The sequence below is a fragment of the Qipengyuania sp. B-5 genome, from assembly GCF_056857815.1.
Genome location: NZ_JBSXNU010000002.1, coordinates 1 through 2,014, shown reverse-complemented (window position 1 = coordinate 2,014; position 2,014 = coordinate 1). Strand labels below are relative to the sequence as shown.

General features: G+C 56.3%; 2 protein-coding genes. Both read left to right on the top strand.

Annotated elements, in window-relative coordinates:
- A partial coding sequence (locus tag AC13CE_RS00020; RefSeq protein ID WP_482971044.1) for a transposase occupies positions 1 to 364 on the top strand: 364 nt, incomplete at its 5' end.
- A 290-nt stretch (positions 365 to 654) separates the two neighbouring features.
- Entirely contained in the window at positions 655 to 1,944 is a 1,290-nt protein-coding gene (locus tag AC13CE_RS00015) for a P-loop domain-containing protein (RefSeq protein WP_482971043.1), read from the top strand.
- Positions 1,945 to 2,014: the final 70 nt, after the last annotated feature.

Genomic DNA, 2,014 nt, shown 5'->3' with positions numbered 1-2,014 from the left:
GCGCCCGCTGGCCAATGCCGATGGCTTCATCCGCTACCGTGCGAGCCAGAAGGACTGTCAGGCATGCAATCTCAAGCAGCGCTGCGCACCCCGCACGGCGACCCGCAAGATCGTGCGCTCGGTCCACGAAGGCGCACGCGACCTGGCACGCGATATCTCCAAAAGTGACGCATATCTCGTCTCCCGTCGACAGCGAAAGAAGGTCGAGATGCTCTTTGCGCACCTCAAGAGGATCCTGAAGCTAGACCGCTTGCGTCTGCGGGGTCCCAACGGAGCAAAAGACGAGTTCCACCTCGCCGCCGCAGCCCAGAACCTCCGGAAACTGGCCAAGATGCGACCCATGCCGGGCCTCACAACCGCCTGAGAGAGGCAGCGGCCTCACTCGCCCTCGATCCGGAACCTTAAACCAGCGCAGCCAGCGGCGACTTTTTCAACGGAATAGGGTGGGAAGCTTCCAGTCCGCTTTCAGAAGGCTAAGCCGCGAAAGCTGCCGTCGATGCGAGTACCAAACTCCGGCAGCAACGCGCCCTCATTTCAGCCACTGCTGATCTATCTTGAAGCGTCCGAAAGCGGACATCGCAAACTACACAATACGCAGAATTTTATTGCCATTGCGCTTGGACGATAGGTCACCGCATCGCATAAGATCGCAGCATGACGTCGATATACAAGAAACCGGGGATCCTGCGGGCTAGCTTCGACTATCAAGACCTGTCCGCAATAGCCATCTTGATCGATTTCTATCGCCAGCCTGACCGTTTCAGATGGGTCGAGTTAGATAGCGATTACAAGGCGTTCGCATCGATCGACGATATTGTCGCGTGCCGCACCGACGGACGCTTTGAGATTACTCAAGTCAAATTCACAGTCGACCCCGACGATCCTGCCAACCAGCTAGACTGGGACTGGCTTATGAAGCGCACGAAGAATGGTCGATCACTTCTACAAAAGTGGGCGGCTACCGCAGATCACTGGGCCGCCACCGGACAACTTGCCACCGCCCAACTAGTGACCGATCGCCGGCCGGCTGGACAGTTCGCCACAGCGCTCAAGAATCAATCGATTGATTTCTCCAAGGTGGAACCAGCATTGGCGGCCAAGATCGCCAAGCAACTTGGTTCGCCCTCAAATGCCAGAGCATTCTTCGCACGGTTTCGGTTCAATCACAGCAAACCGCGCATCGACGATCTCGAATACAATCTGCGCGCACTGCTGATTCCGTCCGACACAGATGAGGCGGGGTGGTTCAACCTTTGCCGCGAGGTCAAAAAGTGGGCGACACTGAAGCAAAGTCCCGCACCTGATGGCCGCGTGCGACACTCCCACGTACGTGCAGTCATCTCGCGAGAGCGACCGCGGCCGCTAGATCAGGATTTCGATGTGCCGCCAGGTTATCAACCTCCCGACGCAAAATTCGAAACCGCCTTTTGCAAGCGTGTTACCACTACCGATGGAGTGACCGTACTTTGGGGTACACCTGGTCGTGGGAAAAGTACATTTCTCAGTCATTGCTTCGCAATGCTAAAGGCCGACAAACAAATCTGCATACGGCATCACTATTTCCTGAGGCTCTCCGATCGTGATTCCGCTCGCTTCTACTATCAGGACATTGAGACCTCTCTTGTTCGCCAGATTCAAGAGCAGTTGCCCGAACTCGATCTCGAGCGCGTACCGCTTGCCGAAAGTCTCGAAAAAGCGTCGCGTCGCGCTGCGGAATTAGGTCGCCAACTTATTGTTTTCATCGATGGGCTCGACCATGTTTGGCGCGAAGGGCGGTCGCTTGACCACGTGCAACAGCTCTTCATCGAGCTTCTGCCCGCTCGGTCGAATACGCACGTAGTCGTGGGCACCCAAAAAGTTGCGGTGAAGCACCTGTCCGTCGTCAGAACATTTGGCACAACTCGTGGCGTAGATCAGCGGAGTGTGGGCCTCGTCTCGGATTGATGTTTAGGCGGCGAGCTTGCAGTGTTGCAAGCGCCGATGTTCGAGTGTCTTTCGCTTGATCCTTTCTCTT

Coding starts and splice junctions, on each gene's coding strand:
- AC13CE_RS00015 (WP_482971043.1), top strand. CDS start 655: ATGACGTCGATATACAAGAAACCGGGGATCCTGCGGGCTAGCTTCGAC.